Annotated in this window: 22 protein-coding genes and 1 pseudogene; 14 read left to right on the forward strand and 9 right to left on the reverse strand. The window is 76.5% G+C overall.

Going from position 1 to position 24,344, the window contains the following annotated elements:
• Window positions 1-8: 8 nt before the first annotated feature.
• The 6 genes from FMM08_RS17700 (at window position 9) to FMM08_RS17730 (ending at window position 6,698) form a co-directional block, all read left to right on the forward strand.
• Window positions 9-1,304 carry a glycosyltransferase gene (locus FMM08_RS17700; protein ID WP_147927694.1) on the forward strand — a complete coding sequence of 432 codons (1,296 nt, stop codon included), beginning with the start codon at window positions 9-11 and terminating at the stop codon, window positions 1,302-1,304.
• Window positions 1,301-3,544, forward strand: coding sequence for a PfkB family carbohydrate kinase (locus FMM08_RS17710; protein ID WP_222710898.1), 2,244 nt, complete (start codon window positions 1,301-1,303; stop codon window positions 3,542-3,544). Before FMM08_RS17700 ends, FMM08_RS17710 begins: the two co-directional genes overlap by 4 nt.
• 38 nt (window positions 3,545-3,582) lie before the next feature.
• The gene (locus FMM08_RS17715; RefSeq protein ID WP_147927757.1) at window positions 3,583-4,287 is read left to right on the forward strand and encodes an SDR family oxidoreductase; all 705 of its coding nucleotides are present in this window, start codon (window positions 3,583-3,585) and stop codon (window positions 4,285-4,287) included.
• A 10-nt stretch (window positions 4,288-4,297) separates the two neighbouring features.
• Entirely contained in the window at window positions 4,298-5,248 is a 951-nt protein-coding gene (locus FMM08_RS17720; protein ID WP_147927695.1) for a glycosyltransferase family 9 protein, read from the forward strand.
• A complete protein-coding gene (locus FMM08_RS17725; RefSeq protein WP_147927696.1) occupies window positions 5,248-5,727 on the forward strand; it encodes a MarR family winged helix-turn-helix transcriptional regulator in 480 nt (159 codons plus the stop codon). Before FMM08_RS17720 ends, FMM08_RS17725 begins: the two co-directional genes overlap by 1 nt.
• Window positions 5,728-5,831: 104 nt before the next feature.
• Window positions 5,832-6,698, forward strand: coding sequence for an alpha/beta fold hydrolase (locus tag FMM08_RS17730; protein WP_147927697.1), 867 nt, complete (start codon window positions 5,832-5,834; stop codon window positions 6,696-6,698).
• Between the two features lie 90 nt (window positions 6,699-6,788).
• On the opposite strand, the gene map is transcribed toward FMM08_RS17730, so the two are convergent.
• Complete coding sequence (map, locus tag FMM08_RS17735) at window positions 6,789-7,577, reverse strand: type I methionyl aminopeptidase (RefSeq protein WP_147927698.1); 789 nt, start codon at window positions 7,575-7,577, stop codon at window positions 6,789-6,791.
• Window positions 7,578-7,611: 34 nt separating this feature from the next.
• On the opposite strand from map, the gene FMM08_RS17740 reads away from it, so the two are divergent.
• Window positions 7,612-8,520 carry a DNA-3-methyladenine glycosylase 2 gene (locus FMM08_RS17740; RefSeq protein ID WP_187279835.1) on the forward strand — a complete coding sequence of 303 codons (909 nt, stop codon included), beginning with the start codon at window positions 7,612-7,614 and terminating at the stop codon, window positions 8,518-8,520.
• A gap of 16 nt (window positions 8,521-8,536) precedes the next feature.
• Here FMM08_RS17740 and FMM08_RS17745 read toward each other — a convergent pair whose 3' ends face one another.
• On the reverse strand, window positions 8,537-9,094 hold the full coding sequence (locus FMM08_RS17745; protein ID WP_147927700.1) for a 2'-5' RNA ligase family protein: 558 nt from the start codon (window positions 9,092-9,094) through the stop codon (window positions 8,537-8,539).
• Window positions 9,091-10,059, reverse strand: a complete 969-nt coding sequence (locus FMM08_RS17750) for an NAD-dependent epimerase/dehydratase family protein (protein ID WP_147927758.1) — start codon at window positions 10,057-10,059, stop codon at window positions 9,091-9,093. The genes FMM08_RS17745 and FMM08_RS17750 overlap by 4 nt, the downstream gene beginning before the upstream one ends.
• Before the next feature lie 196 nt (window positions 10,060-10,255).
• Here FMM08_RS17750 and FMM08_RS17755 point away from each other — a divergent pair, with 196 nt between their 5' ends.
• The 4 genes from FMM08_RS17755 to FMM08_RS23155 are packed head-to-tail and all read left to right on the forward strand — an operon-like array spanning window position 10,256 to window position 12,610.
• The gene (locus tag FMM08_RS17755) at window positions 10,256-11,209 is read left to right on the forward strand and encodes a glycosyltransferase family 2 protein (protein ID WP_147927701.1); all 954 of its coding nucleotides are present in this window, start codon (window positions 10,256-10,258) and stop codon (window positions 11,207-11,209) included.
• Window positions 11,206-12,066 (forward strand): glycosyltransferase family 2 protein, encoded by an 861-nt coding sequence (locus tag FMM08_RS17760; RefSeq protein ID WP_147927702.1) that lies wholly within the window; start codon window positions 11,206-11,208, stop codon window positions 12,064-12,066. Before FMM08_RS17755 ends, FMM08_RS17760 begins: the two co-directional genes overlap by 4 nt.
• 11 nt (window positions 12,067-12,077) lie before the next feature.
• On the forward strand, window positions 12,078-12,461 hold the full coding sequence (locus FMM08_RS17765; RefSeq protein ID WP_255472546.1) for a hypothetical protein: 384 nt from the start codon (window positions 12,078-12,080) through the stop codon (window positions 12,459-12,461).
• A 5-nt stretch (window positions 12,462-12,466) separates the two neighbouring features.
• Complete coding sequence (locus FMM08_RS23155; RefSeq protein ID WP_187279829.1) at window positions 12,467-12,610, forward strand: hypothetical protein; 144 nt, start codon at window positions 12,467-12,469, stop codon at window positions 12,608-12,610.
• Between the two features lie 13 nt (window positions 12,611-12,623).
• On the opposite strand, the gene FMM08_RS17770 is transcribed toward FMM08_RS23155, so the two are convergent.
• The 4 genes from FMM08_RS17770 to glnA are packed head-to-tail and all read right to left on the reverse strand — an operon-like array spanning window position 12,624 to window position 18,549.
• Window positions 12,624-13,313 (reverse strand): SDR family NAD(P)-dependent oxidoreductase, encoded by a 690-nt coding sequence (locus tag FMM08_RS17770; RefSeq protein WP_255472548.1) that lies wholly within the window; start codon window positions 13,311-13,313, stop codon window positions 12,624-12,626.
• A gap of 36 nt (window positions 13,314-13,349) precedes the next feature.
• Window positions 13,350-16,460 carry a bifunctional [glutamine synthetase] adenylyltransferase/[glutamine synthetase]-adenylyl-L-tyrosine phosphorylase gene (locus tag FMM08_RS17775; protein ID WP_222710901.1) on the reverse strand — a complete coding sequence of 1,037 codons (3,111 nt, stop codon included), beginning with the start codon at window positions 16,458-16,460 and terminating at the stop codon, window positions 13,350-13,352.
• The gene (locus FMM08_RS17780) at window positions 16,457-17,206 is read right to left on the reverse strand and encodes a type 1 glutamine amidotransferase (RefSeq protein ID WP_187279830.1); all 750 of its coding nucleotides are present in this window, start codon (window positions 17,204-17,206) and stop codon (window positions 16,457-16,459) included. The genes FMM08_RS17775 and FMM08_RS17780 overlap by 4 nt, the downstream gene beginning before the upstream one ends.
• A complete protein-coding gene (glnA, locus tag FMM08_RS17785; RefSeq protein ID WP_147927704.1) occupies window positions 17,203-18,549 on the reverse strand; it encodes a type I glutamate--ammonia ligase in 1,347 nt (448 codons plus the stop codon). Before glnA ends, FMM08_RS17780 begins: the two co-directional genes overlap by 4 nt.
• A gap of 55 nt (window positions 18,550-18,604) precedes the next feature.
• On the opposite strand from glnA, the gene FMM08_RS17790 reads away from it, so the two are divergent.
• From FMM08_RS17790 to panB, 3 genes are read left to right on the forward strand one after another with little or no spacing between them, the layout of a single operon-like run.
• A complete protein-coding gene (locus tag FMM08_RS17790; RefSeq protein ID WP_222710902.1) occupies window positions 18,605-20,152 on the forward strand; it encodes an MFS transporter in 1,548 nt (515 codons plus the stop codon).
• Between the two features lie 9 nt (window positions 20,153-20,161).
• Window positions 20,162-21,991, forward strand: coding sequence for an NAD+ synthase (locus FMM08_RS17795; protein ID WP_147927706.1), 1,830 nt, complete (start codon window positions 20,162-20,164; stop codon window positions 21,989-21,991).
• Window positions 21,988-22,812 (forward strand): 3-methyl-2-oxobutanoate hydroxymethyltransferase, encoded by an 825-nt coding sequence (panB, locus tag FMM08_RS17800; RefSeq protein ID WP_147927707.1) that lies wholly within the window; start codon window positions 21,988-21,990, stop codon window positions 22,810-22,812. The genes FMM08_RS17795 and panB overlap by 4 nt, the downstream gene beginning before the upstream one ends.
• Here the strand turns inward: panB and FMM08_RS17805 are convergent.
• The gene (locus tag FMM08_RS17805) at window positions 22,805-23,251 is read right to left on the reverse strand and encodes a VOC family protein (protein ID WP_147927708.1); all 447 of its coding nucleotides are present in this window, start codon (window positions 23,249-23,251) and stop codon (window positions 22,805-22,807) included. The two genes, panB and FMM08_RS17805, sit on opposite strands and share 8 nt — an antisense overlap.
• Window positions 23,252-23,277: 26 nt before the next feature.
• Window positions 23,278-24,251: pseudogene (locus tag FMM08_RS17810) on the reverse strand (helix-turn-helix transcriptional regulator).
• Between the last annotated feature and the right edge of the window lie 93 nt (window positions 24,252-24,344).

The raw sequence follows: 24,344 nt of genomic DNA on the forward strand, positions 1-24,344 counted from the left end.
AGACACCGATGAGGATCGCGATGGTCTCCGAGCACGCCAGTCCCCTGGCGGTCCTCGGAGGTGTCGACGCCGGCGGGCAGAACGTGCACGTCGCAGCCCTGGCGCAGGCGCTGGCCGCCCGCGGTCACCAGGTGGAGGTGCACACCCGGCGCGACGCGCCGGACCTGCCGCGGCGCGTGCGCATGGGCCCGGGCGTGGACGTGGTCCACGTCGACGCCGGTCCGCCGCGGCCGGTGCCGAAGGACGAGCTGCTGCCCTGGATGCCGGCGTTCGCCGCCCAGCTGAGGCGCTCCTGGGCCTCCCCCGGCTCCCGGCCCGACGTGGTGCACGCCCACTTCTGGATGTCCGGGCTGGCCGCGCTGGAGGCCGGGCGCGCGCTCGGCGTGCCCGTGGTGCAGACCTTCCACGCCCTCGGCTCCGTCAAGCGCCGCCACCAGGGGGACCACGACACCTCCCCGGCGGAGCGCGTGGCGCTGGAGGCGGGCCTCGTGCGCGACGTCGACCTCGTGGTGGCCACCTGCCGCGACGAGGTCGCCGAGCTCGACGCCCTGGCCGCACCGCGCCGCCGCCCCGCGGTGGTGCCGTGCGGGGTGGACCTGGAGCACTTCGAGCCCGAGGGCCCCGTGGAGCCGCGCGCCGCGGGCAGTCCGCGGTTCCGGCTGGTGAGCGTGGGCCGGCTCGTGGAGCGCAAGGGCGTGGAGACGGCCGTGCGCGCCCTCGCCGTGCTGCCCGACGCCGAGCTGGTGGTGGCGGGTGGTCCTCCGCCGCGCGAGCTGCACCTCGACCCGGAGGCCGTGCGCCTGCGGAGCGTGGCGCGCTCCCTGGGCGTGGCCGACCGGCTGCTGCTCGTGGGACAGGTGGAGCAGCCCGACGTGCCGCGGCTGCTCCGCTCGGCCGACGTGTCGGTCAACGCGCCCTGGTACGAGCCGTTCGGCATCGCCCCGCTGGAGGCCATGGCCTGCGGCCTGCCCGTGGTCGGCACGGCCGTCGGTGGGCTGCTCGACACCGTGGTGGAGGGCGCCACCGGCGCGCTCGTGGAGCCGCGCGACACCGCGGCGCTGGCCGCGACGGTGCGCGCGCTGCTCGACGACCCCGCCCGGCGCCGCCGGTGGGGCCGCGCGGGGCGCCGCCGGGCGCTGGCCCACTACGGCTGGGACCGCGTGGCGGCATCGACCGAGGACGCCTACGGTCGGGCCCTGAGGGGCACGGCCCGGCGCGCGGCGACTGCCGCGGCGCCGAAGGGCCCCGCATCCCCGCTGGTGCGCGGTCCTGCGCTGCACCTCGACGAGCAGGAGGCGGTGTGAGCACCCTGGGCGCTCCCGACCACAGCACGCACCCGACCAGCCGCACGACGCCGGCGGCCGACTGGCTGGCCGGTCACCGCAGCGAGGTCGACGCGACCGTCGGCGGCCTGCAGGCCGCCGCGGCCCGGCTCGACGCCTGGGGCCGCCACCTCGCCGCCGTCCTGGACGGCGGGGGCCGGCTGCTGGCCGCCGGCAACGGCGGCAGCGCCGCCGAGGCCCAGCACCTCACCGCCGAGCTCGTCGGCAGGTTCGTCGACGAGCGCAAGCCGCTGTCGGCCATCGCGCTGCACGCGGAGTCGTCCTCCACCACCGCCATCGGCAACGACTACGGCGCCGCCAAGGTCTTCGCCCGTCAGGTGCAGGCGCACGGCCGGCCCGGTGACGTGCTGCTGCTGCTCTCCACGTCGGGGCGCAGCGAGAACGTCGTCCGCGCCGCGCAGGCGGGCCGCCGCGCCGGCCTGCGGGTGTGGGCCCTCACCGGGCCCGCCCACAGCCCGCTGGCGGAGGCCAGCGACGAGGTGCTGCGCGTCGGCGAGCCGGGCTCGTCCACCTCCGCGGTGCAGGAGGGCCACCTCGTGGTGGTCCACGCGCTGTGCGCCGCTGTGGACGCCCACCTCCTCGCCGCCACCACCGGGACGACGACGAGCGCCGCCGCGCCCGTCCCCGCTGCAGCTGCAGGTGCCAGCGCTGAGCCGCTCGACCTGCGCTCTGCCGATCAACCGGCCGATCAGCCGGCCGACCGGCCGGCGCGGGCGGCGCGGTCCGCCGGTGACCGCCGCCCCCGCGTCGTCGTGGTCGGTGACGCCGTGCTCGACCGCGACCTGCTCGGGCGCAGCGACCGCGTGGCCCCCGACGCCCCCGTGCCCGTGGTCGACGTCACCGGTCTCGACGAGAGCCCCGGCGGCGCCGGCCTGACGGCCCTGCTCGTGGCCGGTCGCGCCCGCACCTCGCTGGTGGCCCCGGTGGCCGACGACGACGCGGGCCGCCGCCTCCGCGAGGCCCTCGAGAGCCCCTCCGGCGGCGTCGAGGGCGTCGAGGTGGTCGCGCTCGGCCACGCCGGCGGCACCCGCACCAAGACCCGCGTGCGCGTGGCCGGCCAGTCCCTCGTCCGCCTCGACGAGGGCGGCCCCGCCACCCCGGTGGAGGTCGACCTCGCCGTGCTCGCCGAGGCCCTGGCCGACGCCGACGTCGTGCTGGTCAGCGACTACGGCGCCGGCACCACGCGCGACCCCGCCGTGCGCGAGGCGCTGGCGCAGGCGGCCCGCCGCGTGCCCGTGGTGTGGGACCCGCACCCGCGCGGAGGGGCGCCCGTGCCCGGCTGCGCCCTGGTGACGCCCAACCTCTCGGAGGCGCGCGCCGCGGCCTCGCCGGGCGTCGCGGGCGCCTCGCCCGACGTGCTCGCCGAGCACCTCGCCTCCACGTGGGGCGTGCGCGGGGTCTGCGTCACGACCGGGGCGCAGGGCGCCTGGCTCGCCTCCCCCGGCACCGACGCGGTGTTCGCCCCCGCCGCCGTGGTGGCCGGCGGTGACCCGTGCGGCGCCGGCGACAGCTTCGCGGCCTCGGCCGCGGTGTCGCTGGCCACCGGCCGGGTGCTGTCGGAGGCCGTCGTCGCCGCCGTGGCCGACGCCTCGGCGTGGGTCGCCGCAGGCGGTGCCTCCGGCTGGCGCGCGGCCCAGCGCGAGGCGGCCTCGCAGGGCGCCGCCGCGGCGGCTGCCGGCGCGGCCGAGCGCAGCGCTCCGAGCACCGCCGCCGACGTGGTCGCCCGCGTCCGGGCGACCGGCGGCACCGTGGTGGCCACCGGCGGCTGCTTCGACGTGCTGCACGCCGGGCACGTCGCCACCCTCGAAGCCGCGCGCCGCCTGGGCGACGCGCTCGTCGTCCTGCTCAACGCCGACTCCTCCGTCCGCCGGCTCAAGGGCCCCACCCGTCCGGTGAACGACGAGGTGGACCGCGCCCGCGTGCTCGCGGCGCTGGACTGCGTGGACGCCGTCGTCGTCTTCTCCGAGGACGACCCCCGCGCCGCCCTCGCGCAGGTCCGCCCCGACGTCTGGGCCAAGGGCGGTGACTACGGCGGCGCCGAGCTGCCCGAGGCGCCGCTCGTGCGCAGCTGGGGCGGACGCGTCGTGCTGCTGCCCTACCTCGACGGGCGCTCGACCACCTCCATCCTCGCCCGCGGCGCCCTGCCGGCGTCGACGTCGGCCACCCCCGCAGACCGCACCACCCAGGAGACCGCCCGGTGACCAGCGCGACCCCCAGCACCACCCCCCTGCTCGACGGCATGGAGCTCGAGCGCCCGCTCGGCACCGTCTACGTCACGGGCGGATCCAGCGGTCTCGGGGCCGCCGTCGTGGAGGTGGTGACCGCGCTGGGCGGCACCGCCGCGGTCATCGACAGGGCCGCTCCGCCGCAGGGCTCGGCAGCGGCCGCGCACGCCCTCGCGGACGTGTCGGACTCCGCCGCCGTCGAGCGGGCCGTGGCGTCCCTGGTCGAGCAGGTGGGGCCGCCCACCGCGCTCTTCACCGCCGCTGGGACCGACGCGGTGGGGCGCCTCGAGGACGTCCCCACCGACCGGTGGGAGAAGGTGATCGGGGTGAACCTCATCGGCACGGCGGCCGCTGTGCGCGCCTGCCTGCCGCACCTCCTCGCCGCCCGCGGCACGGTCGTCACCGTGGCCAGCTCCCTGGGCCTGCGCGCCGCGAGCGACGCCACGGCGTACTGCGCGAGCAAGTTCGGCATCGTCGGGTTCACGCGCTCGCTGCAGCTGGAGCTGGCGGGGCAGGTGGGCGTGACGATGCTGGTGCCCGCCGGCATGCGCACCGCCTTCTTCGACGGGCGCACCGAGCAGTACCGGCCCGGCCCCGACGCTGCCCTCATGGACCCGCGCCAGGTGGCGCTGTCGGTGGTGCACGCCCTGCGCCAGCCGGTCGGCACCGAGGTGCGCGAGATCGTCGTCACGGTGTCCACGGAGCCGTCCTGGCCCTGACGGCCCTGCCGTGACGACGACGGTGCTCGCGCTGCGGGCCCTGGGGCTGGGTGACGCCCTCACCGGCGTCCCCGCCCTGCGGGGCCTGCGGCGGGCCCGACCGGAGGCCCGGCTGGTGCTGGCCGGCCCGCCCGAGACCGGCGGGCTGCTGGTGGACGAGGGTGTGGTCGACGCGGTGCTCCCCGTGCGGGGCCTGGCTCCGCTCGAGCCCGAGGCCCTGGTGCGCGCCGCCGCCGAGCACCCCGCGGTGCTGGGCGGACTCGGCCCGTCGACGGTGGACCTCGCGGTCAACCTCCACGGCCGCGGCCCGCAGAGCACGGCGGCGCTGGCCGCGCTGCGGCCGCGCGAGCTCGTGGCGTTCGACCGCCCCGGCCAGCCGGTCTGGGACGGCGAGGCCCACGAGGTCGAGCGCTGGTGCTCCCTCGTCAGGTCCCTGGGCGGTGCGTGCGGCCCCGAGGACCTCGTGCTGCGCGACGTGCCCCTAGGCGCGCGCACGGGTCCGGTGGTGGTGCACCCCGGCGCCGCCTCACCGTCCCGGCGCTGGCCCGCCGAGCGCTGGGCCCGAGTGGTGGCCGCCCTGGCCGGCGCCGGTCGCGTCATCGTCGTCACGGGTGGGCCGGACGAGGCCGGCGCGTGCGCCGAGGTGGCCGCCGCCGGTGCCGCCGACCTGTGCGGGCGGCTGTCGCTGGCGCAGCTGCTGGAGCTGGTCGCGACGAGCCCCCTGCTGCTGTCCGGTGACACCGGAGCCGCGCACGTGGCCACGGCCGCGCGCACGCCGTCGGTGCTGCTGTTCGGGCCGACGTCGCCCGCGCGGTGGGGGCCCGCGGTCGACCACGACCGGCACCGGGTGCTGTGGCGCTCCCGTGCGGGGGACGCGCCGGGTGACCCGCACGGGGTGTCCCCCGACCCCGTCCTCCTCCGCACGACGGTGCGCGACGTCCTCGCAGGTACGGTGGACTGATGCAACCGACCGAGAGCGCGTCCGAGCCGACCGTGGCGACGGGCGGGGACTTCGAGGTCCGCGAGATGCTGTGCCTGGCCCTGCACCGCGCGTCGCGGGCCATGACGTCGCAGTACCGGCCCCTGCTCGCCCCGCACGGGCTGACCTACCCGCAGTACCTCGTCATCACGCTGCTGCGCCTGAGCGGCACCACCACCGTGGGCGGGGTCGGCGAGGAGCTGGGCCTGGAGTCGAGCACGCTGTCCCCGCTGCTGACGCGCCTGGCCGAGCGCGGCCTCGTGACGCGCACGCGCTCCACCGACGACGAGCGCCGCGTGGAGGTCTCACTGACGCCGCAGGGGAAGGCGCTCGGTGAGGAGCTCGCCGACGTGCCGTGGACCGTGGTCGGCGCGACCGGGCTCACCGTGCCGGAGATCAAGGGCGTCGTAGCGCAGCTGACGGAGCTGGTCGAGCGGCTCGAGGGCCCTGCGGCCATCTGAGCGAACCAGTCGCGCGCGATAGGTATTGAGTCGCGCACGACTGGATTTGGGGGCAGGATGGTGGAGCGGCCTCGACGGCCGTGACTCCACCGAAGGGAAGAGCCATGCCCCGCCTCACCGTCGGACGGTCCAGCTCGGGTTCCAGCGCCGAGGTCGACCTGTACTACGAGGACCACGGCACCGGTGCGCCCGTCGTGCTCATCCACGGGTGGCCGCTCTCGGGCCGCTCCTGGGAGGCGCAGGTCCCCGCGCTCGTCGAGGCCGGCCACCGGGTCATCACCTACGACCGCCGCGGCTTCGGTGACAGCTCCCAGCCGTGGGACGGCTACGACTACGACACCTTCGCCGCCGACCTCGACGCGCTGCTGACGCACCTCGACGTCGCCGGCGCCACGCTCGTGGGCTTCTCGATGGGCGGCGGTGAGGTGGTCCGGTACATCTCCCGCTACGGCACCTCGCGCGTGGCGAAGGCCGTGCTGGCCGCCGCCGTCCCGCCGTACCTCTACAAGTCCGCCGACAACCCCGACGGCGGTCTGGACGACGACACCATCGCCCAGTTCCAGACCGGCGTGAAGACCGACCGGATCGCGTTCCTCGAGGACTTCACCACCAACTTCTTCTCCGCCGGCAAGGGCCTCACCGGCGCCAAGGTCAAGGTCAGCGAGCCGCAGCGGCAGTACGCCCGCCACATCGCGGAGTTCGCCTCCCCCAAGGGCACCCTCGACTGCATCACCGCCTTCGGCCGCACCGACTTCCGCGGCGACGTCTCCGCCGTGGCGGCCGCCGGCATCCCGGTGCTGGTCATCCACGGCGACAGCGACGCGATCGTCCCGCTGGAGGTGAGCGGGCAGCGCAGCCACGAGGCCATCCCCGGCTCGCAGCTGCACGTCGTCGAGGACGGCCCGCACGGCATCAACGCCTCGCACGCCGAGGAGTTCAACCGGGTGCTGCTGGGCTTCCTCGCCGGCTGACCCACGCCCCTGTCCCGCACCTTCCTCGGCAAGTGCGGGACAGGGGCTGCCTTTGGCGCACTTGCCGAGGAAAGCGCGAAGGAGCCGGGCTCAGGGGGCGGTGAGGACGACGGGGCCGTCGTCGGTGACGGCCACCGTGTGCTCGGCGTGCGCGGCGCGGCGACGGTCGCGCGTCACCACCGACCAGCCGTCCCGCGCCGTGCGGTACTCCGGTGAGCCGGCCAGCAGCATCGGCTCGATGGCGATGGTGTGCCCGGCCTCCAGGCGCACGTCCCGCGCCCCGGCCAGCGGCTGGTTGGGCACGAAGGGCGCCTCGTGCATGGCCCGGCCGATGCCGTGGCCGCCGTGGTCGGGCAGGTGCGCGAACCCGTGCCTCTTCGCCACCGCGTCGATGGCGGTGGCCACGTCGAGCAGGGTCGCCCCGGGCACCGCGGCGGCGATGCCCGCCGCCAGCGCCTCCTCGGTGGCCGCCACGAGCCTGCGGTCCTCCTCGGTGGACGTGCCGGCGATGACGGTGATGGCGGCGTCACCGTGCCACCCGTCGACGGCGGCGCCGAAGTCGATGCTCAGCACGTCACCGTCGGCGAGCTTGCGCCCGGTCGGCGGGCCGTGCACGACCACCTCGTTGGGCGACAGGCACAGCACGCCCTTGTACGGCGTGGGGGCCCACGCCGGGGCGTAGCCGAAGAAGCTGCTCTCCGCGCCGGCCTCGTGCAGGGCGGTGCGGGCGATGTCGTCGAGGTCGCGCAGCTTCACCCCGGGCACCGCGGCGGCCTTGACCGCCTGCAGCGCCAGGGCCACCACCCGGCCCGACTCGCGCATGGTCTCCAGCTCCGCGGCGGACCTGACGGGATGCTCTGCCGTGGAGGTGCTGGCCATGCCCCCCAGGCTACGACCCGCGAGGCTGGGGTCCGTGGACCTGCCCTTCACGCCGCCCCTGCACGCCGACCAGCTCTTCGGCCACCTCGCCGCGACGGCGGTCCCTGGCGTCGAGGAGTGGCTGCCAGGCCAGGACCCCGGCAGCGGCGCGCTGCGGCGCAGCCTGCGCCTGCCTGGCGGGCCCGCCGTCGTCGTCGTCCACGTCCCGCCCCCGGGTGCCACGTCGGTGCGCGTCGAGATCACCACCACCGACCCCGCCGAGGCACCGCTCGCCGCGCTGCTGTGCCGGCGGCTGCTGGACCTGGACCTCGACCCGGCCCTGCCCGACACCGCGCTCTCGGAGGACCCGGCGCTCGCCCCGCTCGTCGCCGCCGTGCCGGGGCGTCGCACGCCCGGCTCGCCGAGCGCCGAGGAGGTGGCGCTGCGCGCGGTGCTCGGCCAGCAGGTCTCCACGGCGGCGGCCCGCACGCACGCCGCGCGGCTCGTGGCGGCCCTCGGGGAGCCCGCCGGTTCCAGCGGGCTGCGGCTGTTCCCCAGCGCCGGGTCCGTGGCCGCTCTCGACGACGACGCCGCCACGCGCCTGCTCGCCCTGCCCGTCCGGCGCCGCGAGACGCTGCGGAACCTCGCCCGCGTGCTCGCCTCGGGGGCGCTGGACCTCCGACACGTCGACGACGGCGGCGACCCGTCCCGTGCCCGCGCCCAGCTGCTGGCGCTGCCGGGCATCGGCCCGTGGACGGCTCAGACGGTGACGATGCGCGCCCTGGGCGACACCGACGCCTTCCTCGCCAGCGACCTCGGCGTGCTGGCTGCGGCGCGGGCGCTCGGACTGCCCGGCGACGCGCGCCCGCTGGAGCGGAAGGCCGCGGCGTGGGCGCCGTGGCGCTCGTACGCCGTGCAGCACCTGTGGGGCGTGCTGCCGCACGCCATCAACGCCCTGCCGTGATCCCAGAGGGGCCCGGTCACCGCAGCGGGAGGGTCTCCACCGGCTCCCAGGGGCCGCCGTCGTAGCGCCACACCTCCAGCGCCGCCGCGCGGGCGGTCCACGGCGCCACCTCCACCTCGAGGCGGTCCGCGAGCGCTCGCGCCCGGACGGGGTCGACCTTGTTCTGCACCGTGACGTGCGCCCGCAACCGCTGGCGGTCCTGAGCGGTGAGGGACTCGTCCCCCAGCTCGCTGCGCAGGCGCGCCAGCAGCCGCGCGTGCAGCGCGTCCAGGTCGCGGGAGGCCAGGCGCAGCGCCGTCCCCCGGCCCAGCCTCAGGACCTCCCCGACGCGCACCTCGAAGGCCGCGGTGGACTCCGCGTGCTCGGCGAGCAGCTCCTGGACGCGGTGGGCACCGGCGGACGGCAGCGCGTGGAAGAGCGTCACGTGGGCGGGCAGGTGGTTGCGGTCCGCCGGGAAGTGCGCCCGACGGAGGTCGTCCAGCCGCGCCTGGCTGGCCTCGTCCAGGGCCAGCGTCACGACGAGCGGGCGCCCGTCGGCGCCCTCGTGAGACCGGTGGACCGCAGCGGCGCTCATGCGGCCTGCCGGAGCCCCGAGAAGAAGGCGACGGTGGAGGCCAGGCCCTGCTGCCACGGCACGGCCGGCTCCCAGCCCAGCAGCGTGCGCGCCAGCGTCGTGTCCGGGCGGCGCACCTGCGGGTCGTCGACGGGACGCTCCACGAACCGCACCTGCGAGCGGGACCCGGTGGCGGCCACCACGTCCTCGGCGATCTGCTTCACGGTCATCTCGTGCGGGTTGCCCACGTTGACCGGGCCCGGGTGGCCGCTGCCGGCCAGCGCGAGGATGCCGCGCACCAGGTCGTCGACGTAGCAGACCGACCGGGTCTGCATCCCGTCGCCGGCCACGGTGATGTCCTCCCCCGCCAGCGCCTGGCGGATGAAGGTGGGGATGGCGCGCCCGTCGTGCGGGCGCATCCGCGGCCCGTAGGTGTTGAAGATGCGCACGATGGCGGTGTCGACGTCGTGCGTGGTGCGGTAGGCGGTGGTCATGGCCTCGCCGTAGCGCTTGGCCTCGTCGTAGACCCCGCGCGGTCCGACGGGGTTGACGTGGCCCCAGTAGTCCTCCGGCTGCGGGTGCACCTGCGGGTCTCCGTAGACCTCGCTGGTGGAGGCCAGCAGGAAGCGCGCGCCCTTCTCCTTGGCCAGCCCGAGGGCGTGCAGGGTGCCGATCGCACCGACCTTGAGGGTCTCGATCGGCAGCTGCAGGTAGTCGATCGGGGAGGCCGGGGAGGCGAAGTGCAGGACCAGGTCGACGTCGCCGGGGACGTGCACGAAGTCGGTGATGTCGCAGCGGACCATCCGGAACTGCGAGGACGGGTAGCGCTCGGCGAGGTGGGCGACGTTGCCCGGCCCGCCGGTGAGGAAGGAGTCCAGGCACACCACCTGGGTGCCGCGCGCGAGCAGCTCCTCGCACAGGTGGCTGCCGAGGAAGCCGGCCCCGCCGGTCACGACCGCCCGGCGGAAGCCGCGCTGCGGCAGCACCGTCGAGCCGGTGGTCGGTCCGGTGGTGCTGCGCGGGCTGTCGGGCTGGCTGGTGCTGGGCTGGGCCACGGTGGGGACTCCCCGGTCACGGCGTCGTCGGGCCGCACTGCTCGACCTCGCTGGCGCTGTCGGGGCCAGTTGACCCCACCCGCGCTGGACGCGCGAACCGAGCGCCCCGGAGGCAGGATCGGCCGGGATGCCCAGCACCTCCTCCCCCGACGAGCTCCTCGACCCGCGCCTCGGCGTCGTGGTGATCACCTGGCAGCGCCGCGAGGAGGCCCTCGCCGCCGTCGGGCGGCTGCTGGACCTGCCCGAACGGCCCCGCGTGGTCGTCATCGACAACGGCTCCACGGACGGCACGGCGGGCGCGCTGCGCCGCGCCCACCCGGCGGCCGTGGCGTCCGGGCAGCTCGAGGTGGTGCCGCTGGCGCACAACGCGGGCGCCGTGGGGCGCAACGTCGGGGTGGCGCGCCTGGCGGAGCTGGGTCTGCGCTACGCGGCGTTCTGCGACGACGACACCTGGTGGGAGCCCGGCAGCCTCGCGCGCGCCGGCGACGTGCTGGACGCTCACCCCGACGTCGCCGTGCTCACCGCGCGCATCGTCGTGGAGCCCAGCGGCCGCGAGGACCCGATCGTCGCGGAGCTGCGCGACTCCCCCGTGGTGGGTTCCCGGCCCGACCTGCCGGGCCCGGCGCTGGGGAGCTTCCTGGCGGGGGCGTCGGTGGTCCGCGTCGACGCGTTCACGCAGGTCGGCGGCTTCTCGGCGCGGCTGTGGCTGGGCGGGGAGGAGGAGATGTGCGCCGCCGACCTCGCCGCCGCCGGCTGGGAGCTGTGCTACCTGCCCGACCTCACCGTGCACCACCTGGCCTCGACGCTCCGCGACTCCTCGCTGCGGCGCCGCCACGGCATCCGCAACACCGTGTGGTTCACGCTGCTGCGCCGCCCGTGGCCGGCGGCGCTGCGCCGGCTGCGCGTCCTGGCGCGGCAGGTCCCCAAGGACCGGACCACGGTGCTGGCCGTGGCCGACGCCGCCCGCGGCCTGCCGTGGGTGCTGCGCGAGCGCCGGCCGCTGCCGCCGCACGCCGAGGCGCGCTTCCTCGCCCTGGAGGACGCCCAGACCCGCTCGACGGCGAGGAGCTACGTCGGATGAGCGCGCCCTCGGACTCCGTGACCGTGGTGGTGGCGAGCATGGACCGGCGCGAGGAGCTGCTGGCCTCCCTGCCGCGCCACCTCGCGCAGGGACTGCGCGTGCTGCTGGTCGACAACGGCAGCCGCGACGGCACCGTCGAGGCCGTCCGCGCCGCGCTGCCGCAGGTGGAGGTGGTCCCCCTGCCGGCCAACCGCGGAGCGGCCGCCCGCACGCTCGGCGTGGAGCGGGCCTCGACGCCCTACGTGGCCTTCGCCGACGACGACTCCTGGTGGGCGCCCGGGTCGCTGGAGCACGCCGCGGAGCTGCTCGACGCGCACCCGCGGGCGGGGCTGCTGACCGCGCGCATCCTCGTGGGCGAGGCCGAGCGGCCCGACCCGTTCAACGACGTGCTGGCCGCCGCACCGCTGGGGACCGAGCCCGACCTGCCCGGGCCGTCGACGCTGGGCTTCATCGCCTGCGCCGCGGTGGTCCGCCGGTCGGCGTTCCTGGCCGTCGGCGGCTTCGACGACGTGGTGGTCTTCCCCGGCGAGGAGGAGCGGGTGGCGCTCGACCTCGCGCGCGACGGGTGGGGCAGCGCCTACGTGCCCGAGCTGGTGGTGCACCACCACCCCAAGAAGTCGGCCTCGCGAGACACCGACGAGCGGCGCCGCACCCGCATCACGCGCTCGGCGCTGCTCACGGCGCTCATGCGGCGGCCCTGGCCCGTGGTGGCGGCGCGGACCGCGCGCGCATGGCGAGCCGGCGGCCCGGAGCGCGCGGCGCTCGTCCCGGCCCTGCGCGACGCCCCGCGGGCCCTGCGCGCCCGCCGCGTGGTCCCGCCGCCGCTGGAGGCCGTGGCCCGGTCGCTGGGCCAGTGAGCGACGGGCCGGTGAGCGATGGGCCGGTGCGCGAGCGCGGGGCCGCAGCCCGGAGGGCGGAGCTGCTGGCGCGCTACCGGCAGTTGGTGCTGCACGAGCTGCCGGAGCGGGCAGCGCGCGAGCGCTGGGTGGTGCACGCCGACCACTGCCTGGGCCGCGTGGTGCTCGACCACGCCGTGGGCGGGCGCTGGTACGACGTGCTCGGCCGCTCCGGCGCAGCGGGGCGCCGCGGGCCGGCGTTCGAGCGGCTCTCCGACGAGCAGCTGGCACGGGCCGTGGCCCTGGCGGAGGAGGTCGCCGACGGCGGTGACGAGGTGCTGCGCCCCTTGGACGCGCAGTCACTGGAGTGGCGGGGCAAGAGCCCTCGCCGCCGGGCGCCCAGCGCGCCAGGATGAGCGGCGTGAGCGCGAGCGAGGAGGAAGTGCGTCTGGTCAGCGAGGGCGTCGTCGACGGCGTCGAGCTGTTCACCTGGTTCAACGCCGAGGGCCGCGTCATCGCCGAGCACACCCCGCTGGACCCGACGCTGAAGAGCTGCGGCTGCTGACCCCGCCGCGGGGTCAGAAGGCCGAGGAGGGGACCTCGCGCTCGTCGTCGACGAGGGCCTGCACGAGGCGGGCGGCGACGTCGTCGGGGTCCTTGCCGCGCGGGAGCTTCGGCGCGGTGCCCGTCAGGGGCCGGTCGGCGAGGCCGGTCTCCGTGTGCGGCGGGCGGGCGTCCACCACGCGGACGCCGTCGCGGCGCAGCTCCTTGGCGGCCGCGCCGACGTAGCTGGACAGCGCCGCCTTCGCCGCGCCGTACGCGGCCATCCCCGCGACCGGACCCTCGGCGAGCACGGCAGTCACCACGAGCGCGGTGCCCTTCGTCTCGCGCAGCGCCGGCAGGGCGGCGCGCAGCAGGCGCACCGGTGCCAGGTAGTCGACGAGGAGCAGCTCGTCCAGGACGTCGTCGTCCTCCGCGCCCACCGCGGAGAAGCCCGACGCGCCCGCCAGGTGGACGACGGCGTCGAGGCCGCCCAGGTGGTCCACCGCCGCGTCGACGACGGCCTGCGGCTGGTCGGGCAGGGTGAGGTCGGCCGTCACGGCCAGGGCCCGGTCCCCTTCGAGGGAACCCGCCAGCTCCTCCAGGCGACCGGAGTCCCGGGCGGTCAGCGCCAGGCGCGCCCCCGCCCCCGCGAGGCGGGCGACCGTCGGTCGGCCGAGCCCTCCGGTCGCACCCGTCACCAGCACCCGAGCACCCTGCAGGTCCACCGACGCAGCCTCTCCCGACCACCGCGCACCCGCACGTCAGCCGTAGAAGACGCGCTCCACCACGGCGCGGGCCCGGCGCGACGAGCGGCGCAGGTCGTCCTCCACCGTCGTGGCCGACCCGGCCGGGTAGCCCAGCAGCCGGGCGGCGGCGTCGAGGTCGCGCGCCTCCCGCGGCAGCACGTCGGTGGGGCGGCCGCTGTGGAGCACGAGGGCGTCCCGCAGGCGGGACGCGAACTCCCACGCCTCCACGAGCACCTCGACGTCGCGCTCGGCGACCAGCCCCGCCTCGGCGGCGGCGCGCAGCGCCCCCGTCGTGGACGGGGTGCGCAGGGCCGGGAGGTCACCGCTGTGGCGCAGCTGCAGCAGCTGGGCGGTCCACTCGACGTCGGCCAGCCCGCCCGGCCCCAGCTTGAGGTGGCGGCGCGGGTCGATGCCGCGCGGCAGCCGCTCGCCCTCCACGCGCGCCTTGACGCGCCGCACCTCGCGCAGCACCGCCTCGTCGGCGCCGCCGTCGGGGTGGCGCAGCGGGTCGACCAGCGAGCAGAACGCACGCCCCACGTCGAGGTCACCGGCGGTCGGGACGGCCCGCAGCAGCGCCTGCGCCTCCCAGGGCTCCGACCAACGGCGGTAGTACTCCCGGCACGAGCCGAGCGAGCGGGCCAGCGGCCCGTTGCGGCCCTCCGGGCGCAGCCGCGCGTCCACCTCCAACGCCGGCTCTGGGCCGGGGGCGGTGAGGATCCTCGTCACCTCCGCGGCCAGGGCCAGGGCCTGGTCCTGCGCGTCGGCGCCGCGCACGCCCGGCAGGGGGTCGTGGACGAAGACGACGTCGGCGTCGGAGCCGTAGCCCATCTCCGCGCCGCCCAGGCGTCCCATCCCGACGACGGCGAAGCGCGTCACCCGCTCACCGCCACCCGCCGCCACCACCGCGGGCGCGCGCCAGGCCACCTCGAGCGCCGCGTCGAGCACGGCCCCGGTGGCCGTGCTCAGCGCCTCGCGCACGGCAGGCCCCTCCAGGAGCCCCAGGACGTCGGCCAGCGCCGTGCGCAGCACCTCCCGCCCCCTCAGGCGCCGGACCACGCCGGCGGCGTCGGCGAGGTCGTCGTGGCGGGCGCTCGCCCGCCCGACCTCCGCCCGCAGCGCCGAGCGCGTGCGGGGCGCCAGCTCGGCGTCGTCCCCGAGCCAGCGGACGGCTTCCCCGTCGCGCTCGAGGCCGTCGGCGACCAGCCGCGACGACGACGTCGCCACCGCCACGCGCTGGGCCGCGGCGCCCTCGTCGCGCAGCATCTTGAGGTACCAGTGCGAGCCGCCGAGCTTCTCGCTGATCCGCCGGAAGCTGAGCAGCCCCTCGTCGGGCCCCGCGCCGTCGGCGAACCACCCGAGCATCACCGGCAGCAGCTGCCGCTGGATGGCCGCCCGCCGGCTCACGCCCGAGCTGAGCGCCGCGATGTGGCGCAGCGCACCGGCCGGGTCGCGGTAGCCCAGAGCGCCCAGCCGCGCCTGCGCGGCCGCGGGCGACAGGCGCACCTCGTCGGGCTTGAGCGCGGCGACGGCGGCGAGCAGCGGCCGGTAGAACAGCGCCTCGTGCAGGCGGCGCACGCGGCGCCGGACCACGGCCAGCTCGCGCTGGAGGCCCTCCACGCCGCCCGGCACGCCCGCGGCGCGGCCGAGGCGGCGCAGGTCGGCCTCGCTCGTGGGCAGCAGGTGCGTCCGCTGCACGGCCTTGAGCTGCAGCCGGTGCTCCAGCACCCGCAGGAAGCGGTAGTCGTGGTCGAGCTCGGCGGCGTCGTGCCGCCCCACGTAGCCGTAGGCGGCCAGGCGCTGCAGCGCGTCGAGCGTGTTGGCGGTGCGCAGCGCGGGGTCGGTGCGCCCGTGCACGAGCTGCAGCAGCTGGAGGCTGAACTCGACGTCGCGCAGCCCGCCGCGGCCGAGCTTGAGCTGGCGCTCGCGCTCCTTGGGCGGGACGTGGTCCTCCACGCGGCGGCGCATCGCCTGGGCGCCGGGCACGAGGTCGGGGCGGTCGGCGGCGCGCCACACGAGGTCGGCGGTGGCGGCGGCGTACGCGGCGCCCAGGTCGGGGTCGCCCGCGGCCGGGCGGGCCTTGAGCAGGGCCTGGAACTCCCACGTCTTCGCCCACCGGCGGTAGTACTGCAGGTGGCTCTCCAGGGTGCGCACCAGCGGGCCGTCGCGGCCCTCCGGGCGCAGGTTGGGGTCCACCGGCCACAGCACGCCCTCGGCCGTGGTCGCCGAGCACGCCAGCGCCAGCTCGGTGGCCAGCCTCGTGCCCACGGCGGTGGCGGTCTCCTCGTCGGCGCCGTCCGCGTCGAGGCTGGGCGCGACGACGTAGACGACGTCGACGTCGCTGACGTAGTTCAGCTCCCGCGCACCGCACTTGCCCATGGCGATGACCGCGATCCGGCAGGCCTCGTGGCCCTCCACGCCCGCACGGGCCAGGGCCAGGGCCGTCTCCAGGGCGGCGTCGGCGAGGTCGGACAGGGACCGCGTCACGGCGTCCACCGCGGCGAGCGGGTCGGGGCTGGCGAGGTCGGCTCCCGCGATCGCCAGCAGCCGCTCGCGGTAGGCCACGCGCAGCGCGTCCCGGCCGGCGTCCCCGGACACCGCCGCCACGGGCGCGGCGTCGGCGGGGTCGGCGCCGACGGCCCGCAGCAGGAGCGCGCGCACCGCGGCGCGGTCGCCGCCGCGGTCGGTGTCGTCGTCGTCCCCGACGCCGTCCACGCCCTCGTCCACCGGCGGGCGCAGCGGGTCGTCGGTGACGGCGCGCCACTGCTGCGGGTGGCGCACCAGCTGCTCGCCGAGGGCGACGGACCCCCCGAGCACCGCCAGCAGCCGGTCTCGCACGGGGGAGGGCTGGGCGAGCACGTCGAGCAGGGCCGGGTCGTCGGTGCGCTCCAGCAGGCGCACCAGCACCAGCAGCCCGCGGTCGGGGTCGGCGGTGGCGCCGAGCGCCGCGACGACGCCCTCCAGGCCGCCCGCGCGCCGGGCCAGCGGTTCCAGGGAGCGGTCCGAGAGCAGCTTCACCGCGCTGCGGCCGCCGGTGAAGCCGGTGCGCAGCAGCTGGGCGGCGGCGCTGTCGAGGCGCGCGCCGGGCTCCTGACCGGCTGAGCCGCCGGCGGCGGCGACCCGGCTCACCGGGACGGCTCCAGCGCGGCCTCGAGCAGGGCGCGCCCGTGCACGGCCGCCAGCCGCGCGAGCGCCGGCTCCGCCTCGGCGACCGCCGCCCGCTGCTCGGCGACGCTGCTGCCGCGGGCCGCCAGCAGCTCGGCGTGGTGGTCCTGCAGCCAGCCCAGGAGGTCGGCCGGGGTGACCTCCGGGTGGTACTGCACGCCCCAGGCGCGCTCCCCCACGCGCAGCGCCTGCACGGGGTAGAGGTCGCTGGAGGCGAGCAGCTCGGCGTCGGGCGGCAGCGCGGTCACGGCATCACCGTGCGCCTGGGGTGCCTCCCACCGCTCGCCGAACACCTCGACGACGGCGCCGACCAGCGCGTCGTCGCGCCCGGCGGCGGTGGCGCCCACCGGCAGCAGCCCCGCCTCGGGTCCCGCTGCGCCGCGCTCCACGCGGCCGCCGGTGGCCAGCGCCAGCAGCTGCGCCCCCAGGCACACCCCCAGCGCGGCCACGCCGGCCGACGCGGCGCGGGCGAGCAGCGCGCGGGTGTCCGGAAGCCACGGCGCGACGTCGTCGTCCCAGGCGGCCACCTGACCACCCAGGACGACGAGCGCGTCGACGCCGGCCAGCGCGTCGCGCCCGGTCGGCAGGACGTCGCCCGCCCAGGGGCGGCGCACGTCCAGCCGGGCGCCGGTCAGGGCGGGCCCGAGCCGCCCCAGGCCGCAGGCGGCCTCGTGCTCGACGACGAGCACCACCGGGTGGGAGGCGCTCACAGCACCGGGAGGTGCCGCCGCAGCTCGTACGGGGTGACCTGCGCCCGGTACTGGTTCCACTCCTCGCGCTTGTCGCGCAGGAGGTAGTCGACCACGTGCTCGCCGAGGGTCTCGGCCACGAGGTCGGAGGCCTCCAGCGCGGTCAGCGCCCTGTCGAGGCTCGCGGGCAGCGGCGTGATGCCCATGACCTTCCGCTCGGCGGGGGTCATGCGCGTGACGTCCTCGTCGGTGGGCTCGGGCAGCTCGTAGCCCTCCTCCACGCCCTTGAGGCCCGCGGCGAGCAGCAGCGCGAACGACAGGTACGGGTTGGCGGCGGAGTCGAGCGCCCGGTACTCCACGCGCGCGGCGCCGGCCTTGCGCGGCTTGTACATGGGCACGCGGACCAGCGCGGAGCGGTTGTTGTGGCCCCAGCAGACGTAGGACGGCGCCTCGTCACCGCCCCACAGCCGCTTGTAGGAGTTCACGTACTGGTTGGTCACCGCGGTGATCTCGTGCGCGTGGTGCAGCAGCCCCGCGATGAACGAGCGGCCCGTCTTGGACAGGCCGTACTGCCCGCCCGGGTCGTGGAAGGCGTTGCGGTCGCCCTCGAACAGCGACATGTGCGTGTGCATGCCGGAGCCGGGCTGGCCCGCCATGGGCTTGGGCATGAAGGTCGCGTAGACGCCCTGCTGGATCGCGACCTCCTTGATCACCGTGCGGAAGGTCATGATGTTGTCGGCGGTCGAGAGGGCGTCGGCGTAGCGCAGGTCGATCTCGTTCTGCCCCGGGCCGGCCTCGTGGTGGCTGAACTCCACCGAGATGCCCATCGCCTCGAGCATGGAGATCGCCTGGCGCCGGAAGTCCTGGCCCTCCCCCCGTGCGACGTGGTCGAAGAAGCCGCCGGAGTCGATCGGCACCGGCACGCCGGTCTTCCGGGCGTCGTCGGCGAGCAGGTAGAACTCGACCTCGGGGTGCGTGTAGAAGGTGAAGCCGGCGTCGGCGGCCCTCGCCAGCACCCGCTTGAGCACCTGCCGGGAGTCCGACGCGGCGGGCGTGCCCTCGGGGGTGAGGATGTCGCAGAACATCCTCGCCGTGCCCTGGCCGGAGACGGCGTCGGTGCGCCACGGCAGCACCTGGTAGGTCGCCGGGTCGGGCCGCATGAGCATGTCCGCCTCCGAGACGCGCGTCAGCCCCTCGATGGCGCTGCCGTCGAAGCCGATGCCCTCCGAGAAGGCGCTCTCCAGCTCCGCGGGGGCCACGGCCACCGACTTCAACGACCCGTTGACGTCGGTGAACCACAGCCGGATGAACCGGATGTCGCGCTCTTCCACCGATCGGAGCACGAACTCCTGCTGCCTGTCCATGGGGGCATCATGCCGAACGCGCGCGAGCGCCCGACCGGACCGAGGATGGTCAGTCGTGACCACCCCCCGTCCACCGCGCGCAGGCGGCAGCCCAGACGGCAGCCCGGGCGGCGGGGGCCTCGACCCGAACCGCTGGCGCGTCCTGTGGGTCTGCCTGGTCACGGGCTTCATGACCCTGCTCGACGTCAGCATCGTCAACGTCGCGCTGCCGTCGATCTCCTCGGGCCTGGGCGCCTCCGGCAGCCAGCTGCAGTGGGTCGTCACGGGGTACGCCGTGGTCTTCGGCCTGGCGCTGGTGCCCGCGGGGCGCCTGGGCGACTCGTTCGGCCGCAAGAAGATCTTCCTCGTGGGGCTGGTGCTCTTCGCGCTCGGCTCGCTGGCCTGCGGCCTGGCACCGAGCCCGGAGGCGCTCATCGCCGCGCGCATCGCGCAGGGGCTGGGCGCGGGCGTCCTCAACCCGCAGATCACCGCGATCATCAACTCCGAGTTCCGCGGCGCCGAGCGCGGCCGCGCCTTCGGCAGGTTCGGGGCCACGGTGGGACTGTCGACGGCGGTCGGCCCGCTGCTCGGCGGCGTGATCATCACGCTCGTCCCGTGGGAGGAGTCCTGGCGGCTCGTCTTCCTCGTCAACATGCCGGTGGCCGCGGTCGCCTTCGTGCTCGGGCTCAAGCTCATCTCCGACCGCGCCAGCGCCGAGCGCTCGCGGCTGGACTGGGTGGGCACGGTGCTGCTCGCCGTCGCCGTGGGCCTCGTGCTCGGTGCGGTGCAGGAGCGGGAGGTGCTCGGCCCGCTGCTCGTGGTGGTCGCCCTGGTGGTCGCCGCGGCCAGCGGCTGGGGGTTCGTGCGCTGGGAGCGCCGCTACGCCGCCGCTGGTCACCTGCCGCTGGCACGGCCGGGACTCCTCAAGGCACCCGGGTTCGGCCCGGGGGTGCTGCTCGGGTCGCTCTACTTCGGCGGCTTCATCGCGATCTTCTTCACGGTCACGCTGTACCTGCAGGACGCGCTGCGCTACTCCGCTCTGGAGGCGGGCCTGACCCAGACGCCGTTCGCGCTGGCCTCGGCGGTGGCGGCGCCGTGGGCCGGCAGGCGCGTCGTGGCCCAGGGGCGGCACCTGGTGGTGCGAGGCCTGGTCGCGGTCATCACCGGTCTGCTGGGGGTCATCGCCGTGGTCGAGCTGGTGGCCCCCGCCGTCGGTGACGGGTGGACGGGCCTGCTCCTGCTGGTGCCGTTCCTCGTGGCCGGGTTCGGCAGCGGCATCGTCATCGGGCCCAACGTGAACCTGTCGCTGGCGAACATCGACGGGCGGGACGCCGGCAGCGCGTCCGGGGTGTTCCAGACCTTCCAGCGCGTCGGGTCGGGCATCGGCCTGGCGGTGGTGAGCGCGGTGTTCCTCTCCGTGAGCGGCGCCGGCGACCCCCGCGACGGGCTCTCCGCGGCGCTCGGCATGAGCGCGGCGCTCGTGCTGGCGGCGCTCGTGGTGGCCGTGGTCGACGTGCGCCGCAGCGGCGGCGGTGACGGCTCCTCGGCTCCCCCTCAGGACGACGACGGCGAGCACCCGGGTGCTCGCACGAGCGATGGCGGCCGTCCCCGCAGCGCTGGCTAGGCTCGAACCATGACGCAGCTGCGCCTCGGGCTGGCCCAGGTCAACGCCACCGTCGGAGACCTGCCGGGCAACGCGGCGCTGGTGCGCGAGCGCACCGCCCGCGCCGCCGCCGCGGGCGCCGACCTGGTGGCCTTCCCCGAGATGGTGCTCACCGGGTACCCCGTGGAGGACCTGTCGCTGCGCTCGTCCTTCGTGGAGGCGTCCCGTGCGTGCGTGCAGCAGCTCGCGCGCGACCTCGCCGCGGACGGGCTGGGCGAGGTCCCCGTCGTCGTCGGCTACCTCGACCGGGTCACCGACCCCGAGACCCAGCTCGACGCCGAGGCCGCCGCCCGCGCCGGCTCCGGCCGCGACGAGCGCGGGGTGGTGGGCGTGCCCAAGGGCATGCCGCAGAACTGCGCCGCGGTGCTGCACCGCGGCCAGGTGGTGGCCCGGTACGCCAAGCACCACCTGCCGAACTACGGCGTCTTCGACGAGTTCCGCTTCTTCGTGCCCGGCCGCGACCTGCTCGTGGCGCGCATCGGCGGGGTCGACGTGGCCGTGGTCATCTGCGAGGACCTGTGGCAGGACGGCGGGCCGGTCGAGCGCGCCCGCGAGGCCGGCGCCGAGCTCCTGCTCGTGCTCAACGGCTCGCCGTGGGAGCGCGACAAGGACGACACGCGCCTGGCCCTGGCGCAGCGGCGCGCGCGCGAGGCGGGCTGCCCGCTGGCGTGGCTCAACCTCGTGGGCGGCCAGGACGACCTCGTCTTCGACGGCGACTCCCTGGTGGTGGCCGCGGACGGCGAGCTGCTGGCCCGCGGGGCGCAGTTCGCAGAGGACCTGCTGCTCGTGGACGTCGACCTGCCGCAGAACGGGCTCGACCCGCAGGCGCTTCCGGCGGGCGTGCAGCACGTCGTCGTCAGCGACGCACCCGCCACCGCTGGTCGCGAGCGTCCTGCGCTGGAGTCCGTGGACCGCGGTGAGCGCGAGCGCCTCGACGAGGTCGGCGAGGTGTGGGCGGCGCTCCAGCTGGGCCTGGGCGACTACGTCCGCAAGAACGGCTTCCGCAAGGTGGCCCTCGGGCTGTCCGGCGGGATCGACTCGGCGCTGGTGGCGGCGATCGCGGTGGACGCGCTGGGCCCGGAGGCGGTGACGGGCATCTCGCTTCCGTCGTCGTACTCCAGCGAGCACTCCCGCAGCGACGCCGACGACCTCGCCGCCCGCACGGGGCTGGACTACCGGACGATCCCCATCGCGCCCATGGTCGACGCCTTCACCGCGGGGCTCGGCGAGGCGATGACGCTGTCGCCGGTGGCCGAGGAGAACCTCCAGGCGCGCGTGCGCGGCACCACGCTCATGGCGCTGAGCAACTCCGAGGGCCACCTCGTGCTGGCCACGTCCAACAAGTCCGAGCTGAGCGTCGGCTACTCCACGCTGTACGGCGACTCCGTGGGCGGGTACGCCCCGCTCAAGGACGTTCCCAAGATGCTCGTGTGGGAGCTGTCGCGCTGGCGCAACGCGCAGGCGGCCGCGCGCGGCGAGGTGCCTCCGATCCCGGAGAACTCGATCTCCAAGGTGCCGTCGGCGGAGCTGCGCCCGGGTCAGACCGACCAGGACTCCCTGCCCCCGTACGAGGTGCTCGACGAGGTGCTGGAGCACTACGTGGTGGGCGCGCAGGGCCGCAGCGAGCTGCTGGAGGCGGGCTTCGAGGCCGACGTCGTCGACGAGGTCGTCGGCCTGGTGGACCGCGCGGAGTGGAAGCGGCGGCAGTTCGCGCCCGGGGTGAAGATCAGCTCGGTGGCGTTCGGACGAGACCGGCGCCTGCCCATCACCACCCACTGGCGGGAGCAGCAGTCCCGATGAGCGAGCAGATCGCCCCCAGGCGCGTGCGGGTGCACCACCTGCGCGAGATGAAGGCCGCCGGTCAGCCGATCACCATGCTCACCGCCTACGACGCGGTCACGGCCGACGTCTTCGCCGAGGCGGGTGTCGACGTGCTGCTCGTGGGCGACTCCGTGGGTGACAACCTCCACGGCCACGCCACCACCCTGCCGGTCACCGTGGAGGACCTGCTGCCGCACGTGCGGGCGGTCGCCTCGCGCGGCGGGCGGCCGTTCGTCGTCGCCGACCTGCCGTTCGGCTCCTACGAGGAGGGCCCGGCGCAGGCGCTGCGGACCGGCGTGCGGATGCTCAAGGAGGGCCTCGCGCACGGCGTGAAGCTGGAGGGCGGCCGCCGCGTGGCGCCGGCGGTCAAGGCGCTCGTCGACGCGGGCATCCCCGTGATGGGGCACCTGGGGTTCACGCCGCAGTCGGTCAACGCCATGGGCGGTCCCCGCGTGCAGGGCCGCGGTGCCGCCGCCGAGGAGCTCCTCGCCGACGCGCTGGCGCTGCAGGAGGCGGGAGCCTTCGCCGTCGTCCTCGAGGTGGTGCCGGGCGCGGTGGCCGAGCGGGTCACCGCGGCTCTGGACATCCCCACCATCGGCATCGGCGCGGGCCCCGGCTGCGACGGGCAGGTGCTCGTGTGGCTGGACATGGCGGGCCTGTCGGCGCGCACGCCCAAGCTGGCCAAGGCCTACGCGCAGCTGCGCACGGCGCTGCGCGAGGCCGCTGCCGAGTACGCCGCGGAGGTGCGCTCGCGCGCCTTCCCCGGCCCGGAGCACACCTTCCCGGACCAGGTCAGCTGACGCAGAGCTCGTTGCCCTCGGGGTCGGTCATGACCACCCAGCGCTGCGGGCCCTGCCGCCCCTCCCCCGCGCGCACGGCACCAAGCCCCTCGAGGCGCGCGACCTCGGAGTCCACCAGTTCCGGCCCGACGTGCAGGTCGAGGTGGACCCGGTTCTTCACCGTCTTCGGCTCCGGGACGCGCTGCAGGTACAGACGCGGCCGCACGCCTCCGGGGTCGCGGGCCGCTGCGGCGTCGCGCCACACGAGCGTTCCCCCGCGCGTCATGACGTCGGCACCCGTCGCGTACCCGGCCTCCAGCATGCGCCGGGCGAGGGGCTCGACGTCCTCCACCTCGTAGCCCAGGGCCGCGGCCCAGAACTCCGCCTGGGCGTGGGGGTCGGCGCAGTCGATGACCACCTGCACACTCGGGACCGCTGGGACGTCAGCTCCACCGCTCATGACGACCACGCAAGGCCCGTCCGCGGTCAGCTCGCGTCCGCGGAGGCCACGAGCCTCCACCCCAGGGAGCGCACCGCCGCCTTCAGCTGCGGCGGCGAGACCACGGTGAAGGGCACCCCGAGCCGGGCCAGCTGCGCCGCCACGACGTCGAGGGAGTCAGCCCCGGTGGTGAGCACGCACGCGTCGTCGCCGTCGGCCTCCAGCCGCCCGACCGTGGGCGGCACCCGCCGCGCCACCACCTCCTGCGGCGCCTGCAGCCGCACCACCGCGGTCCACCGGTAGGGGCCGTCGAGACGCCGGCGGACACGAAGGCCGCGGCGTCCGGAGGGTCGACCAGCTGCTGGCGGCGCCCCGTGGTCCGCGGCGCGCGCATCCGGTCCACCCGGTAGCTGCGCCACTCCCCCCGCGGCGGGTCGCCGGGTCCGCGGTCGAGGTCCAGCGCCACGAGGTACCAGCGCCGTCCGGTGTGCACGAGCCGGTGCGGCACCGCGTGCCGCTGGCTCGCCCGGCCCGTGCCGTCGGTGTGCTCGAACCGGACGCGCTCGGAGTCGCGGCAGGCGGCGGCCAGCAGCACCAGCACGTCGCCGTCGACGGTGGGCCCGCCGCCCGTGAGCGGCACGGTGGCCTCGCCCAGCGCCTCCACGCGCGGCCGCAGCCGCTTCGGCAGCACCTGCTCCAGCCCGGCGAGCGCCCGCACCGCCGCCTCCGCGATGCCCGTGACGCCGGCGCCGGCGGCGGTGCGCAGGCCGACGGCCACCGCGACGGCCTCCTCGTCGTCCAGCAGCAGCGGCGGCAGGGAGCTGCCCGCGCGCAGCCGGTAGCCGCCGCTGGCCCCGGGCGCCGCGTCGACCTGGTAGCCGAGGGAGCGCAGCTTGTCGACGTCGCGGCGCACGGTGCGCGGGGTCACCTCGAGGCGCTCGGCGAGCTCCTCACCGGCCCAGCTGCGCCGGGAGGCGAGGAGGGACAGCAGGCGGAGCAACCGGGCGGACGTCTCGAGCACGGCGCACATCCTCGCCCTCACCCGTGGGCGCCGGCACGGCGGTTGCGGACCGGTCCTGTCCGCAGGGGTCCCCCGTTGCGACCGCGGGCGCTG

The organism is Quadrisphaera setariae (assembly GCF_008041935.1).
Classification (GTDB): domain Bacteria; phylum Actinomycetota; class Actinomycetes; order Actinomycetales; family Quadrisphaeraceae; genus Quadrisphaera; species Quadrisphaera setariae.